The sequence below is a fragment of the Undibacterium sp. Xuan67W genome (genome assembly GCF_049340165.1).
Taxonomy (GTDB): domain Bacteria; phylum Pseudomonadota; class Gammaproteobacteria; order Burkholderiales; family Burkholderiaceae_D; genus Undibacterium.
On the sequence record NZ_JBMPPN010000019.1, the window covers coordinates 76,854 to 89,207 of the forward strand.

General features: G+C 48.6%; 15 protein-coding genes. 5 read left to right on the top strand and 10 right to left on the bottom strand.

Annotation, left to right across the window (positions count from 1 at the left end; translation table 11 throughout):
• Positions 1 to 40: 40 nt before the first annotated feature.
• From ACO0LE_RS15950 to ACO0LE_RS15960, 3 genes are read right to left on the bottom strand one after another with little or no spacing between them, the layout of a single operon-like run.
• Positions 41 to 2,245, bottom strand: a complete 2,205-nt coding sequence (locus ACO0LE_RS15950) for a Mu transposase C-terminal domain-containing protein (protein WP_422961340.1) — start codon at positions 2,243 to 2,245, stop codon at positions 41 to 43.
• Complete coding sequence (locus ACO0LE_RS15955; protein ID WP_422961341.1) at positions 2,242 to 2,727, bottom strand: hypothetical protein; 486 nt, start codon at positions 2,725 to 2,727, stop codon at positions 2,242 to 2,244. Before ACO0LE_RS15955 ends, ACO0LE_RS15950 begins: the two co-directional genes overlap by 4 nt.
• Before the next feature lie 60 nt (positions 2,728 to 2,787).
• A complete protein-coding gene (locus ACO0LE_RS15960) occupies positions 2,788 to 3,093 on the bottom strand; it encodes a helix-turn-helix domain-containing protein (RefSeq protein ID WP_422961342.1) in 306 nt (101 codons plus the stop codon).
• 190 nt (positions 3,094 to 3,283) lie between these two features.
• On the opposite strand from ACO0LE_RS15960, the gene ACO0LE_RS15965 reads away from it, so the two are divergent.
• Both ACO0LE_RS15965 and ACO0LE_RS15970 read left to right on the top strand, forming a co-directional pair.
• Complete coding sequence (locus tag ACO0LE_RS15965) at positions 3,284 to 3,730, top strand: DNA-binding protein (protein ID WP_422961343.1); 447 nt, start codon at positions 3,284 to 3,286, stop codon at positions 3,728 to 3,730.
• Positions 3,731 to 3,820: 90 nt separating this feature from the next.
• On the top strand, positions 3,821 to 4,183 hold the full coding sequence (locus tag ACO0LE_RS15970) for a hypothetical protein (RefSeq protein ID WP_422961344.1): 363 nt from the start codon (positions 3,821 to 3,823) through the stop codon (positions 4,181 to 4,183).
• 182 nt (positions 4,184 to 4,365) lie between these two features.
• Here ACO0LE_RS15970 and ACO0LE_RS15975 read toward each other — a convergent pair whose 3' ends face one another.
• Positions 4,366 to 4,887 (bottom strand): TlpA family protein disulfide reductase, encoded by a 522-nt coding sequence (locus tag ACO0LE_RS15975; RefSeq protein ID WP_422961345.1) that lies wholly within the window; start codon positions 4,885 to 4,887, stop codon positions 4,366 to 4,368.
• A 231-nt stretch (positions 4,888 to 5,118) separates the two neighbouring features.
• On the opposite strand from ACO0LE_RS15975, the gene ACO0LE_RS15980 reads away from it, so the two are divergent.
• The gene (locus tag ACO0LE_RS15980) at positions 5,119 to 6,300 is read left to right on the top strand and encodes an MFS transporter (RefSeq protein ID WP_422961346.1); all 1,182 of its coding nucleotides are present in this window, start codon (positions 5,119 to 5,121) and stop codon (positions 6,298 to 6,300) included.
• Positions 6,301 to 6,355: 55 nt separating this feature from the next.
• On the opposite strand, the gene ACO0LE_RS15985 is transcribed toward ACO0LE_RS15980, so the two are convergent.
• Positions 6,356 to 6,811 carry an Lrp/AsnC family transcriptional regulator gene (locus ACO0LE_RS15985; RefSeq protein ID WP_422961347.1) on the bottom strand — a complete coding sequence of 152 codons (456 nt, stop codon included), beginning with the start codon at positions 6,809 to 6,811 and terminating at the stop codon, positions 6,356 to 6,358.
• A 246-nt stretch (positions 6,812 to 7,057) separates the two neighbouring features.
• Between ACO0LE_RS15985 and lysA the strand changes: the two genes are divergently transcribed.
• Positions 7,058 to 8,302, top strand: a complete 1,245-nt coding sequence (lysA, locus tag ACO0LE_RS15990; protein ID WP_422961348.1) for a diaminopimelate decarboxylase — start codon at positions 7,058 to 7,060, stop codon at positions 8,300 to 8,302.
• Positions 8,303 to 8,973: 671 nt separating this feature from the next.
• On the opposite strand, the gene ACO0LE_RS15995 is transcribed toward lysA, so the two are convergent.
• The 4 genes from ACO0LE_RS15995 to soxR all read right to left on the bottom strand — a co-directional run bounded on the left by ACO0LE_RS15995 (position 8,974) and on the right by soxR (position 11,558).
• Positions 8,974 to 9,396 carry a GNAT family N-acetyltransferase gene (locus ACO0LE_RS15995; RefSeq protein WP_422961349.1) on the bottom strand — a complete coding sequence of 141 codons (423 nt, stop codon included), beginning with the start codon at positions 9,394 to 9,396 and terminating at the stop codon, positions 8,974 to 8,976.
• A gap of 95 nt (positions 9,397 to 9,491) precedes the next feature.
• A complete protein-coding gene (locus ACO0LE_RS16000; RefSeq protein WP_422961350.1) occupies positions 9,492 to 9,908 on the bottom strand; it encodes a hypothetical protein in 417 nt (138 codons plus the stop codon).
• 260 nt (positions 9,909 to 10,168) lie between these two features.
• Entirely contained in the window at positions 10,169 to 10,924 is a 756-nt protein-coding gene (locus tag ACO0LE_RS16005; protein ID WP_422961351.1) for a phytanoyl-CoA dioxygenase family protein, read from the bottom strand.
• 163 nt (positions 10,925 to 11,087) lie between these two features.
• Positions 11,088 to 11,558: a redox-sensitive transcriptional activator SoxR gene (gene soxR / locus ACO0LE_RS16010; protein ID WP_422961352.1), complete on the bottom strand. Its 471-nt coding sequence runs from the start codon at positions 11,556 to 11,558 to the stop codon at positions 11,088 to 11,090.
• Positions 11,559 to 11,637: 79 nt separating this feature from the next.
• On the opposite strand from soxR, the gene ACO0LE_RS16015 reads away from it, so the two are divergent.
• The gene (locus tag ACO0LE_RS16015; protein WP_422961353.1) at positions 11,638 to 12,144 is read left to right on the top strand and encodes a flavodoxin family protein; all 507 of its coding nucleotides are present in this window, start codon (positions 11,638 to 11,640) and stop codon (positions 12,142 to 12,144) included.
• Positions 12,145 to 12,257: 113 nt separating this feature from the next.
• Here the strand turns inward: ACO0LE_RS16015 and ACO0LE_RS16020 are convergent.
• On the bottom strand, positions 12,258 to 12,354 hold a 97-nt coding region (locus tag ACO0LE_RS16020; RefSeq protein ID WP_422958693.1), incomplete at its 5' end, for an IS3 family transposase.

Genomic DNA, 12,354 nt, shown 5'->3' on the forward strand with positions numbered 1-12,354 from the left:
CGTCATAATCCTTTTTGAAATTGCATTATTTTTGGTTCAATTAGTTTTGCTTCATACACAGCACGGTGGCCACCGTGCTGTGTTCGTTTAGAGACTCTTCTTGCATTGCTATCCGGCGCTTCTCAAACGTTCTAAACTCATTTGATTGCTGATAGCTGCCGTACCACTTGGTCAGCTTCGGGTCATCCATCACACCGCCTTGGCTTACATACTCATCCAATGCCACCCACTTTTTAAAGCGCTCCTGGGGCGACTCTGGCATTACCGTTACATTGCTTACTGCCACTTCTGCTACTACTTCAACCTCTGCCGCTTGCACCGTTTCAACGACAGGTTTAACGCTCTGTATCAAAACAGCTTCGTCCGCTTCCATCGCCCAGCGCGCCCGTATCTCATTGATGTTGCTTGGAATGACTACCCCTTGGCTTACTTCCAGTGCCAGCGTGCCTTCACGCTCGGCGCGTACCTCTTCCAGTTTGTTGACCAGGCGTTTTTCTCGACCAGCGGCGCGCTTGTCGCGGCCTTTATCCAGTGCAGACTTGGGCATGTAGTCCACTTTGTTGGCATCAAGCTCGGCATCACAGATCAAGCGACCATCTGTGGCATAGACCCAGACCAATTGCGGGTCATGGATGTCATAGCTAATCGGTAGCAGCTCACCGTTAAACTCTTCCAGCGCCGCGTTAAAGTAGCGTTGCCCGAACAGTTCCACCTCACCACGGCGTATCGTGCGCAGCACCTGAGGGCGGAACAGGCTGATGCTTTCTTCCTGGCTGATCATGTGCGGGGCAAAGCCTGCGGCTTCGGCCAGCGCCCAAGTCTCATTGGGGGATTGATGACGGCGGCGGCCAGTTACTGGGTCGGTCATCTTTGGCAGTGAGCGATGCGGGCGTTTGTTGTAGTCGTCTATCTTCTTTTGGCAGAATGGGACGAAGTCAGGCCAGCCCATCAGCGGCATTGTGGCCACTTCGCCTGATGCTGGTTTTTTTAACGCCTTGCGTGATAACTTGAAGACGTTATGTTTCGCTTCCCTATCCATGTCGTGGCCGATATAGCCCGTCACTTCCTTCGCTGCCTTCACCCAGATGGTTTTATGCGAACGTTCTATCCCACCCCTGGCTTGCGAGTTGTAGGGCAAGCTGTTTTTCATGTCGATGCCAAGGCGATCCATAAAGCCCGTGGCTTCCGCCAGCATCATTTGATTTTTATAGCCTGACCCGTTATCCACATACAAAATGGCGGGGATGCCGCCGTTTTGCACGGCATTACGCAGGGCATCAAGCACAGCCAGCGCACTTTCAGCCAGACCTACCGACCACCCGATAGCCTTACGGGTAGCGATATCGATCATCGTGGTGATCTCTGGTCTAAATGGACGGCCATGTAAGGGGTGCTGCACTTCGCTGTCGAAGGTGTGTCCATCGGCACTGTAGATATCAGCGGGCAGCAAGCTATCAAAGCCACGGCGCACAAAGGGTTTCAGGGTTTTTAATTCCCTGTCTCCCATGCGGCCAGCCTGCAAACTGACATTGCCAACCTTTTTCAAGAACCGGCGCACCTGGTGAATGCTGGGGTGCTCTCCTGGCGTTGCCTCTGTATAGAGTTGGTAGGCGTGTTCTACCGTCAGCTTTTCCGGCCTTTGGTAAAAACTCATGAAAGCTTTTGCCCAGGGCGGGATCGACATATCCGCTGCCCGTTTTTTAGGGACGATCTGGCCAGTCTTCTGGTATTCAACGAAGCGGATAAGGCTGCGTTCGGACGGTAATCCGTCTGGGCTAGGCATGCCGCGTCCATCTCTTGCCAGCTTTAAGGACGCTACTAGTTGTGGCGATGCCTGGCCTTCCCGTGCCATTGTAAGTAAACTGCGCGCCGCCTTTTTTAACGGGTAGCCCGTGCGTTGCATGATGGCGTTTAACGCATCCAGTACGCCTTTGCGCGCATCCCCTGTGAGATTTTGCTCGCGAGTGTACTGGCCTCTGTTCTTGACGGCGGCTACTGTTGTTGCTGGTACTACTGGTGCCAGTGCAGCGAGTTCTTGCGCTGCTTGATGGCGTATGGCGGCGATGACTTCAGCTGGTGGGGCGTATTCGCGACGTTTTCCGCCTTTGCCAGTCAATTCCACAAAAGGCCAAACTTCTCTTGTTGCCAGCAAAATTACGTTAGCCACAGTTCCAGGTAGGCCAGGCAGCCGCATCCCCGCCATTTCCGCCGCGCTGTAGTGGGTTTTTAACGCTACCGGATTCATTGCTCAGCTCCGAATAGACCTAATTCAGGCTCAGCAACCTTGATGACATTACTTCTTTGGTAAGCCAGCTGAGATAGTGTCTTGCTCAGTGCTACCACTGTGTTTTCCAATGCCTCACCACTACGATAAAAGCGCGCTAACAAGGTGATCGCTTCAGAAAAATTGGCTTGAAGGTCTGCTAAGTCAGTGACATCAGACTTTTTACCCGCAGGGATGGCGACAACAACTTTGTCGCCCTGAGCGATGCACAGATACTCGCTAATAAAACATGCACCACAGAAGGTTTCATATTGACGAACGCGATTCAACGGCATAGAGGTTTCTGCCTGCCAGCGATACAAGGTCTTGATTTCCACACCCATTAAATCGGCCAACACCTTGGCAGGACGGCCATGTTCCGTCGCATATTCAAGGCATAACTCAGTCGCCTCGCTCAGGCTGCTGGCACGTACTGACTTCCATCGTCTTTTTCGCAACAACATTTTTACAACTCCGAGAAACGTGAGGGTGGCTTTAAACTCAACTGCGAACTAAGATTCAGTTCAAGCAGCAACACGTTGCAAAGACTGTGACGATGGGGAAGTGTTAAGCGTTAAAACTGGCGTAAAATTCCGTTTTGCATAACGCTCTGGCCAAATAGATTCGGGATTGAGACCAATAGCTTGGGCAATAATTTTTTCGGCTTTTAGGTAAGGGCGTTCTAGCGCACCGTTCAATGTGCGTTCCGCAAAACCGTTTTGAACTGAGAGTTGGCGCAGAGACCAACCCTTTTTATGTAGGGCTGCAACGATATCCGCACGGTGCCAATCGGCTTGGGCGGTTTTTTTTGAATTGTTTAATGCGTCCATTGTTTCCCTCTTTTGTTTGGGTTAGTGGATGCATCTTAAGTATATCGAAGTCTATTGTCAATAGACTTTTTCATCGATACAGTTATTTTTTTAACTGTGCCAATGTAAATTTATTCAAGTCTTTGATTAATAAAGGTATTTATGTATACAAAAAACTCTATTGCATTTCTATTTTTCAATAGACTTAACCATGTCTAAGTCTATTGAAAAACAAAAGTCTTTCTCTGCCTCTGAAATTGCTGCGATGAATCTCCCTGGGTTGCCAAAGACGATTGCAAATATTCATGCGCGAGCTAAGTCTGAAGTGTGGCATTACGAGACTAAGGTAGGCTTGGGCGGTGTGCGCAAGATGTATGAAATACCGGCGTATTACCTGCCTGGATACAAGCTGCCAGAGCAGGCACCGAAGATAAGCGATGCGGATAGAATCACGGCAAAAGCTACTGAAACGTTTGGAAGCAAGATTGATCCAGTAAGGCTATCTCAAGCGATACGCTTCCTGGATGCTTTTCTGTTAGAGCAGAATAAGCAGCTAAGCCCAGAGAGAAAGAGCGAAGTGATCATTGTTCTCTATAACTACTTGAAGAGTAACGATAGTAAAGAAGAGGTCGAACAACTCTTAAAACTAGTTGCCTGATTATTTTTTAATGATGTTGATGTACGGCAATCTTTTTTAACATCAACTAAATTACAATCATTCCCTTGAATATGATGGCGTTTGCTGCTCGTGGGGGAAGATTTTGATGAACATGTACTTAGGGAGTTAATACTAAGCGAATTGCAAGCGACAGCGCCGAGCATGGTATGCCACACCTGCCAATCACAAAGCGCATTAAACATTTTTGCGCCAGCTGCAAACGACTCGACTTACGCACAATCAGATCAAGAGCCTGCAAACTCCGATCATTCCGGTGCCAATAAAAGCGCAAAAAAGAACTATTTCTTGCTATTTTTTACCATTTTACTGAAGCGCTATTTTTGGCACGCAATAACCGCATTAGCCGCGTCGTTACTGAGTTTCGGGGTATTTTCTGATGCTTATTCAAAGGGACAAAACAATCACCCCCTCACACTTAAACAGTTGACGTAGTACAAACCAGATGGGCAGATGCATCAAGCCTAGTGATAAGAGAAAACCAATCTCTTAGAACATAGATTGTCACAACTAGAAGAATGAAAAATCAGAAAGTAGAGCGCTTACAAAAAATTAAGTAAGTCTCACAAATTGCTCTTCTCCGGTACGATCCAACATGCCCAGAGAATGCGTTGAATTCAGGTCGCCAGCGCTTTTTCGAGTAAAGCGTGGAGTTCTGCAAATGAGGGTTCGCCGACATAGCGTTTTAAAATATTGCCTTGCTTGTCGATGACATAGGTCGTCGGAGTCAGCTTAACGTCACCAAATGCTTTCGCTAGTTTACCCTCGACATCGAGTGCCACCTGAAATGGCAACTGACGCGTCTCGGTATAGTTCAGTACGTAATTTGGCGGGTCATAGCTCATCGCGACGGCGACATATTCCAGACCTTGCTGATGATATTTATTGTATGTCTCAATCATACGGGGCATCTCAGCGACACAAGTCGTGCAGGACGTCGCCCAGAAATTCACCATCACGACCTTACCGCGCAGGCTCTGCGTGCTGATTTTTTCGCCTTTCAGGTTGACGAAGGTCACATCCGGTACCGGAGCCTTGTTCGACAAGGATTGGTAAAACAGAACAGCGAGCGTCACCAGTGCCACAGCGGCAAAGACAGAAAAAATCTTGAATTTACGAGGGGAAGACGGCGCTAACATAGAGGCTCAATCAGATAATTTGATTCAAGCCCTTGATTATACAGAGGATGCGGTAATATCGTTGGCACGAAACAAGAATTGATTTAGCACTGACGCACCCCAAACGATGTGTTTTTTTTCGTACAAAACTATTCCACATTAAGTTACTTAACAAGGTGTAGCGTTATCGATAAACAATCTCCTCATCACCATACCTCCTTCCCTGAGACGTCCACAACCGAGATTAAATTGATGAGCCAATCAACCACCTTAATTCCACGCGCGATCTGGGTACTGGGTTTCGTCAGCATGCTGATGGATATTTCTTCCGAAATGATTCACAGCCTGCTGCCGATGTTTATGGTGGGTACGCTGGGCATCAGTGTCTTGGTGGTTGGATTAATTGATGGGCTGGCCGAGTCGACGACCTTATTCGTGAAAGTGTTTTCCGGCGTATGGAGTGATCGCCTGGGTAAACGTAAAGGTCTGGCTGTCTTTGGTTATGGTCTGAGTGCATTGACCAAACCCTTATTCGCATTATCGCAAGGCATGGGTTTGTTGCTGACTGCGCGGCTGATGGACAGGATAGGCAAAGGCATACGTGGTGCGCCACGTGATGCGTTGATCGCCGACATTACGCCTGCCGATATCCGCGGTGCGGCATTCGGTTTGCGTCAGACCTTAGACACCATCGGTGCGGTCGCCGGACCGCTACTGGCGACTGTCCTGATGCTGTTGTGGGCAAATGATTACCGTCGGGTATTCTGGTTGGCGGTCATCCCTGGATTGCTGGCAACCGGCTTACTAATTTTCGGCGTGCATGAGCCTAAAACAAGCGCCGCTAAAACGGCCATCAATCCGATTAGCCGTCAGAATCTGCAACGTCTGGGCGCTAGTTATTGGTGGGTCGTGGTGGTCGGTGGCGTATTCACGCTGGCGCGTTTTAGCGAAACTTTTTTGATCCTGCGCGCGCAACAACTCGCAATACCCGTAGCATGGGTACCGCTGATCATGGTCATAATGAATCTGGTGTACGCAGCATCCGCTTATCCGTTCGGCAAACTCTCAGATCGAATCTCGCACGGCACGTTATTGGCATCAGGCTTGGTGGTGCTGATCGCATCTGACCTGATCCTGGCAAGCAATAGCAGCTGGACCGGCCTGTTCGCTGGCGTTGCCTTGTGGGGAATTCATATGGGGATGACGCAGGGTCTGCTGGCGAGCATGGTCGCGGCCACGGCACCGGCTGATTTACGTGGTACGGCGTTTGGTTTTTTTAATCTGATCAGTGGCGTTGGCCTGTTGCTGGCTAGTCTGGTAGCGGGCTTACTCTGGGATCAGCTAGGTGCGGGGTTTACCTTTTATGCTGGTGCCGGATTCGCGTTATTGACCTTAATCGGTGTGCTGATTTTTCCACGAAAATATCAGGTTTAAATCTGCTTTAAAAATACTTGGGGCTTGCCTGGGATTGAGTTAGCTTAGGGTTCTGTCATTCAGTTCGTTCGGCGGGTGCAGAAATCGTTTTCCCTGACACATGCGTGGTGAGCACGATCGCCGTCGAGGTTGAACCAAAGGCATTGAGCTCATTGATGATCGCTTGCAGATGTTCGACATCTGTCGCCAGCACCCGCATCACTGCGCCGTCTTCGCCCGTCACCGTATAACAGTCGATAATCTCCGGGCAGTCGGCCACGTATTGCGCGTAAGGACGGCCCTGCTGGGTGGACAGGCGTATCATCGCGGTGATCTGATAGCCCAGGGCCTTTGGATTAATCTCGGCGCGGTATGACCGGATCACCTGCGTGCTTTCAAGCCGCTTGATGCGCTCGGACACCGCAGGCTGGCTCAGATGTACCTGACGACCAATCTCCGCATGCGACATACGTGCATCCTGTTGCAAGAGTTGCAGGATTTTACGGTCGAAATTGTCGATTTTTGGATTCATAAGCATTCAGTAAAAAATTCAAGGCAATCCTTTGGTCAATCCCGTTTTTGCTTATGGAAAGCTATTTATGTCACCAGGATTGCTTGTTACATTATATGTACTTTTTTTAGCTTATCAGGACTTACGGAAAATTTTCCCGGCAAAACGTCGCGACGAATACCGTACATTTAGTACGGATCGCTGCAACATAGCAGAGACAATTTTGTGTCAGTCCTATAAGTCCAACTTATGCCTAGCAGAGAAATCATGATCACTCACCAGCAAATCGCCCACATCGCCGAGCAGTTCCAGACTCCGTGCTGGGCCTACGATGCCACTGTCATCCGTCAGCAAATCGCACGTCTGCGCCAATTCGATGTGATCCGTTTTGCGCAAAAAGCATCGAGCAACATCCACTTGCTCAAACTCATGCGTGAAGAAGGCGTCATGGTGGATTCAGTCTCGCTCGGCGAAGTGGAGCGCGCACTGGCAGCTGGCTATGCGCCGAATGCACAGGCAGGTGGTAGCGAACACGCGCCGATTGTCTTTACTGCCGATCTGCTTGACCGAAACGCGCTGAAACGCGTAACCGAGCTGAACATACCGGTCAATTGCGGTTCGCCACAAATGTTGGAGCAACTTGGCAAAGCGCATCCCGGACATCCGGTCTGGCTGCGCATCAATCCCGGTTTTGGTCACGGACATAGTCGCAAAACGAATACCGGCGGCGAGCAAAGTAAGCACGGCATCTGGTTTGAACATCTGGGTGAAAGTCTGGCCATCATCGAGCAATATCAATTAACGCTGGTCGGCTTGCATATGCATATCGGCTCGGGAGTTGATTACGACCATTTGCAAAGTGTCTGCGACGCGATGATAGAGCAGGTCAAAACCTGTGGCCACGATTTGTCTGCAATTTCGATCGGTGGTGGTTTGTCGATCCCTTACCGCGATGGCGAGGCCGTGGTAGATACCGATCATTATTTCCAGATTTGGGACAAAGCGCGTAAAGAGATCGAAGCGCATCTGGGTCACAAAATTAGTATGGAGATCGAGCCAGGCCGTTTCCTGGTCGCTCAATCAGGTCTGTTAATTTCCGAATTGCGCGCACAAAAACAAGTCGGCAATAATTTCTTCGCGCTGGTTGATGCAGGCTTTAATGATCTGGCGCGTCCGGCAATGTACGGCAGTTATCACCGCATCACTACCTATGCCGCAAACGGCACGTCGCGTACCGGTGCGTTACGCCCGACCGTCGTGGCAGGGCCGCTGTGCGAATCCGGCGATGTGTTTACACAAGAAGATGGTGGCGTAGTCACGACCCAAGATTTACCGGCTTGTGAGATTGGCGACCTGTTCGTATTTCATGATACCGGCGCTTACGGTGCCAGCATGTCATCGAACTACAATTCGCGACCGCTGATCCCGGAGATACTGGTCGATGGTGAACAAATCAAACAAATCCGCCGCCGCCAGACGGTAGAAGAATTGATCAGACTGGAACAAATTTAATACAAAAATTTAAAGCGAATCGAATCAGTTTATTCATTAACTGGATGAATGCTGAAACCAATACCGCACTGTTGATGCGGCTTCTGGCATGTTTTCACGCCAGAAGCCGCATTTTTACTGAACCGACGACAAATGAAACTCACTTTAGGTTAGTGTTTTCGAGTTAGCGTCGAAAATGGTAAATCTTGCGTAACAGAATAGGGCTTAAATAAAAGTCTTCCAATGATACAAGTAAATAGAAAGTACAAATAAAACAGGGGATATCAGAACGAATACAGAAATACCGCTAAGAATGGACACGTTACGCGACCGTAAAAATTTGTCTTTTATCGTCAACTTAAGTAACCAGCAAAGGGCCGGTATTAGTATGACGAATGAAAGAAAATAACATGCCGTCATCGCCATAACCATCAACAAGCTATCGCCAATACCGGCGTGCCCGAGCAGCTTGTTGAGAATAAACTGAGCAATCAATAGAATAAGAACTAAACCAAATGGGATAATTCCAACGATCAGTCCAATTTCGATGATTTTAATTTTTCTTGCACTTTGCATTCCAAATTTCCTCTCTGTTTTTCCGTAACTGATCGTAATCAGACTATCTACAAAAACATAGAAATTTTCGTTGTTTTTCTATGTTCGTTATCCGCTACCCCGCTACGTGTTCCATTTTAACTAGGCTTTTTCAATGCCATACCTACCGATGCCGGTGCCGTATGCACAAAGCCGAATTGCGCGTATAAGTCTTGTGCTTTTCCATCGGCGATCAGGCTCACATACGCGCTCGGTAGCGCAGTCGTGTCAATGTAATGACGGATTTCTTGCATGATTAGTTTGCCCAGGCCTTTGCCTTGATGAGCGGGCAAGACCGCAATATCGACCACTTGATAAAAACAGCCGCCATCACCCACTACGCGCCCCATACCCACAGGCACTCCCTCATGCAGAATCTGTACCGCGAACAAACTCGCAGGCAAACCGCGCGCCGCTGCTTCACTCGTTTTAGGGCTAAGACCAGCAGACACACGTAAATGCCGGTAAGTATCGACGGAGGGGATTTCGTGCCTGACCTGATACGGAAAAGTGGCGATCATTCATTAACCTTTATGTATAAGTTCTGCTTGTAGCTGCTACGATGGGCTGCTGCAATGAGATACCGCTACCAGCAATTGCGATAACGTACCGGGCATCATGCCTTGATGAATTCGATTTTTCGAAAACGCAGCGCTGACCAATCGTCATCAATCGCAACCATACGGACGCTGTCATAGCCCAGCGTGCGGATAATATCCCAACCGGTGTCGCGATGAAATTCGCACTGATAGCGTTTCGATGATTTTTTGGGATAGACGAACCAGATAATCGCGTCGCCTTGGGCTTTGGCAGCGATTGCGGCGGACAGTTCATCTAGTTCTTTTTGAGTGATCACGAATGCTAGTGCAAAGTGAATGCCGCTTGCTTCCTTGACGCTGCGCAGTATCTTCAGGTCTGTGACGTTCTCAGCCGCTGTCAATGCGGTCAGCTCTGATTCAAAACTGGCAGGCGCGTTCAGAATAACGATTTCGGCCTGATTTTTCCAATTCAGCTTCTTGAATAAAGGAGTCATTTTAACTCTCTGATGAGGACATAAAATCTGATTATAGCGTAGCAATGTCCAATAAAAATGCGCCTTCTGGCGTGTTTTCGTGCTGGAAGGCGCATAGAGATTGAGGATTCATTTTTTGAAACGATCGTCTGTCGTGCATCAGGCAACGCTGCTAAATTCCTTCTGGCAACGCACCAGAAATCACAAAGCTATCCGTCATTAAAATCAGAAGTCACCTACCCGGATGATTACTTTTCAAGCGTGCGGGTCTCCCGCCCCGCTCACAAGATAATTTCATCAACGCTAGCAGAACGAGAGCCTGCAACGGGCGGATTGTCCGCCGCTCGATAAGTCGTCACGAAAGAAAATTTAGTTTGCTGCGTCTGGTTACACCCCGCGGCATGAAACAGATTGCTATGAAAGAGCAACACATCGCCCTGCACCAATGTCACCGGACGCGCCTGCGTGAGCAAATCTTGATTGGCAGGAAAATCCGCACGTAAAAATTGTGCGGCATCTAGCTGATCTGCATCGATAGAAAGACGATGCGAACCGGGGATCACTAACAGACATCCGTTTTCAATTGTTTCGTTGCGCAACGCTAGCCAGACCGACACCAGTTCAGCACGCTGAAAATGCCAGTAACGACTGTCCCGGTGCCAACCCGTCAAGCTGGAAAATCGCGGTTGCTTGGTCATGATGCAATTGTGATGCGCCTGCACCAGTCTTAATCCATCACCTAACAACTGACGCAAAACCGGCACCAGTGCGTCGCCCGTCACCCAACTCGCCAGAACCTTGCTACGGGAAACGGCCTGCAATAAGCGCCGTGCCGTCAGTCCTCCCTCGGCATCACGTGAGACAGGTGCGCCCGGATAACGTGTATCAGCTTCGTATTCAATCGGCGCGACATCATCGTCTAATTGCTGTTGCGCAAAAGCGATGACCGCTTCGCACGTAGCAGCAGCGACCTGCTCTGGTAAAACCAGGTAGCCATCATGGTGAAACTGTTGTATTTGTTCGGTAGAGAGCATCATCGTGCCAAGCCAAATGAAAATCAGATTGGTTATTGTGACATGAAGGTAGGGATTGATAACAGATACAGTCTGGTGCTAAAACACAATACAGTTTTGCTTGAAACTTCTGTGAAGTACGTGCACCACACGCTCTCAATTTAGAACACGTCTAATTGGTATCTGGTTACGCTTTGTGCTCGGAAAGTAGCAATCTTGGTCCACAACCTAATTCAGACAACTCATCTAACGGATTGCGGAGCTTACAGGCTACCAGTGATAGGCAACCGCAGCCTATGCAGTCACTTAATTGCTCACGCAATTGGGTAAGGCTGGCAATTCTTTCGTCTAGTTCAGCTTTCCACCGTGCTGATAGTTTGGTCCAATCAGCCGCCGTGGGCGTACGTCCTTCTGGTAAAGCCGTCAAAGCAGCATTGATCGACGCTAATGAAATCCCAATTCGTTGTGCGACCTTTATCACTGCAACACGGCGCAACACGTCGCGGGAATATCGACGCTGATTGCCTGCGCTGCGCTGGCTTTTAATCAAGCCTTTAGATTCATAGAAATGGATAGCAGAAATTGCCACGCCACTACGTGCCGCCACTTCGCCGACTGCGAGTGAGTGACCAACATCGCTAGGATTAATCTTAGACATAAAATCCTCTTGACCTAAAGTTAAGTTGAGGTTTTACACTAATTCTCATTGATTTTCAATTTCAATTAGGAAACCCGATATGCGTACAGTCATTATTCTCGGTAGCGCCCGCAATCAGGGAAATACCCATCTATTAGCAAGCTACGTTGCCAACGACACAGCGGCTACTCTGTTCAATTTATCGGACTATGAAATAAGTCCTTATGACTATGAGCATAAAAACAGAGATGACGATTTTTTACTCTTAATGAACGAAGTCCTAGAGTTTGAACACATTGTCTTGGCTTCGCCTATATATTGGTATGCGCCTAGTAGCGTGATGAAAGTGTTTTTAGACCGACTGTCTGATTTAATCACCATTGAGAAGAGTCTGGGTCGTAAGCTGCGGGATAAGAGTGGCTCTGTCATTGCTACTGGTTGCGATCTTGTGCCACCTCCTTGCTTTGAGCAAATGTTCCAACTAACTTATCGATACCTAGGTATCGATTATCGGGAGATGCTTTATTGCCCATGCATCGAGGATATAGAAATTTATCAGCATCACGCAGTAATCGATATTTTTCTCGGGAAATCACATGCTAAATGACTTAATGGTCGAGCAATATCTCGAAAGAATTGATTATCGGGGCAGCACAAACTGCGAACTCTCGACCTTGCAAGGACTTCACTCTGGACTTCCCCTAATTTCGTAGACAACTCTTAACTTCCAAATTGTTGTTGCTCGAAAGCTAGGGGACTCATCTGATTCAAATGACTATGTCGCCGTTTGCGATTGTAGAACACTTCGATGTAATCA

What these genes read in the sequence shown, in the direction of transcription:
- ACO0LE_RS15950 (WP_422961340.1), bottom strand. Translation starts at nt 2,245, where the DNA reads ATGAATCCGGTAGCGTTAAAAACCCACTACAGCGCGGCGGAAATGGCG.
- ACO0LE_RS15975 (WP_422961345.1), bottom strand. Translation starts at nt 4,887, where the DNA reads ATGTTAGCGCCGTCTTCCCCTCGTAAATTCAAGATTTTTTCTGTCTTT.
- ACO0LE_RS16015 (WP_422961353.1), top strand. Translation starts at nt 11,638, where the DNA reads ATGCGTACAGTCATTATTCTCGGTAGCGCCCGCAATCAGGGAAATACC.
- soxR (WP_422961352.1), bottom strand. Translation starts at nt 11,558, where the DNA reads ATGTCTAAGATTAATCCTAGCGATGTTGGTCACTCACTCGCAGTCGGC.
- ACO0LE_RS15965 (WP_422961343.1), top strand. Translation starts at nt 3,284, where the DNA reads ATGTCTAAGTCTATTGAAAAACAAAAGTCTTTCTCTGCCTCTGAAATT.
- ACO0LE_RS15980 (WP_422961346.1), top strand. Translation starts at nt 5,119, where the DNA reads ATGAGCCAATCAACCACCTTAATTCCACGCGCGATCTGGGTACTGGGT.
- ACO0LE_RS15995 (WP_422961349.1), bottom strand. Translation starts at nt 9,396, where the DNA reads ATGATCGCCACTTTTCCGTATCAGGTCAGGCACGAAATCCCCTCCGTC.
- ACO0LE_RS15960 (WP_422961342.1), bottom strand. Translation starts at nt 3,093, where the DNA reads ATGGACGCATTAAACAATTCAAAAAAAACCGCCCAAGCCGATTGGCAC.
- ACO0LE_RS15985 (WP_422961347.1), bottom strand. Translation starts at nt 6,811, where the DNA reads ATGAATCCAAAAATCGACAATTTCGACCGTAAAATCCTGCAACTCTTG.
- ACO0LE_RS16005 (WP_422961351.1), bottom strand. Translation starts at nt 10,924, where the DNA reads ATGATGCTCTCTACCGAACAAATACAACAGTTTCACCATGATGGCTAC.
- ACO0LE_RS16000 (WP_422961350.1), bottom strand. Translation starts at nt 9,908, where the DNA reads ATGACTCCTTTATTCAAGAAGCTGAATTGGAAAAATCAGGCCGAAATC.
- ACO0LE_RS15955 (WP_422961341.1), bottom strand. Translation starts at nt 2,727, where the DNA reads ATGTTGTTGCGAAAAAGACGATGGAAGTCAGTACGTGCCAGCAGCCTG.
- lysA (WP_422961348.1), top strand. Translation starts at nt 7,058, where the DNA reads ATGATCACTCACCAGCAAATCGCCCACATCGCCGAGCAGTTCCAGACT.